This is a genomic window from Pseudoalteromonas sp. Ps84H-4, from assembly GCF_024124645.1.
Lineage (GTDB): Bacteria > Pseudomonadota > Gammaproteobacteria > Enterobacterales > Alteromonadaceae > Pseudoalteromonas > Pseudoalteromonas lipolytica_C.
This window is the reverse complement of the sequence record NZ_JAMXSK010000075.1, coordinates 1-1,264: the sequence shown is the minus strand read 5'-3', so window position 1 is coordinate 1,264 and position 1,264 is coordinate 1. Positions and strand designations below refer to the sequence as shown.

1 protein-coding gene is annotated in these 1,264 nt (G+C 46.7%); it reads left to right on the top strand.

Annotated features, from left to right (window positions below; genetic code table 11):
* The coding region (locus tag NH454_RS22240) for an efflux RND transporter permease subunit (RefSeq protein ID WP_253040213.1) at positions 1-1,264 on the top strand (1,264 nt) is incomplete at both ends.

Below are 1,264 nucleotides of genomic sequence, written 5' to 3'. Positions count from 1 at the left end.
GATATTAAAGCGATACCTATTGTGCTGCAAGATGGCAGTCAGTTACCACTTGACACGCTAGCTGATGTGATAAGGACGACAGCACAACCGCTTAATACCGCCGCCTATTTAAACGGGGGACAGGCGATTGTTCTTGCTGGCTATATGACGCCCGGCGTAAATATGGTCGATTTCAATGATCGCCTTCGTACACAAATAGCAAAATGGGAACATGATTTACCTGCTGGCTTTCAATTGAAAATCATCACCGACCAAGGTGAAGTTGTTAATCAAGTCATATCTAAAATGATTTCAACTCTTTTGGAGACGATCCTAGTCGTGACTGTAGTCACTGTTATCGCCTTGGGTTTACGCGCTGGTTCACTGGTGGGATTAGCCGTGCCCATTACAGGGATTATGACATTAGTCGTTTTACGAGTGCTTGGTGTTGAGCTTAATGAGGTGAGTATCGCCTCGTTTATCATTGCACTTGGGATCTTGGTTGATAACCCGATGGTGATTGTTGAGGATATCTCAAAACGTATTAATCAAGGTGAGTCTGGTAAATCAGCAGCCTTACACGCCGGAAAGACACTGGGTACGCCAATGCTGATTGCTAGCCTAACGGTTATCCTGGCATTCGCCCCACCTATGTTCACCGATAATATCACTGCGATTTATATGCAGACGCTAACCATCGTTATTGGCGTCATGCTGATCATTTCCTGGTTTGTTGCCATTATGCTGGTGCCGATTTTGGCGCAGTGGTCTATAAGAAAAGGTAAAAACACTTCTGAGCAAAGTGAGCTCTCGCGCTTAATGATGATCATGTCTCGCTTTTGGGACAAAGTCATTAGCTGGCCAAAAGCATTTTTAGCAGGTGCGACAGCAAGCCTGATCCTATCGTTATTTTTATCTGCGACTATTCCAGAGGCATTCTTTCCACCGTCGGAACGCTCACAAATGCAAATATCCCTTGAGCTCCCAGCAGGTACGCCTGCAAACCGCACAGCTGAAGTTGCACAAGAAATGACGCGATGGCTTGCAGAGGAACAACGTTTTCCGCAGATTACAGGCGCTACTGCGTATGTTAGTGAAGGGGGGCCACGCTTTATCCTAGGCCTGAATCCGCCAGATCCGGCTCCGCATACCGCTTACTTTGTTATCAATCTTAGTAAAGAAACCAATGTTGCGGCTTTTGTAAGCCAACTTAGGGCTGAGATGCCTCCTGTTTTCCCCTATGCCAAGCTCGGGATTAACCCGTTTTTCATGGGCTCCACGCCTC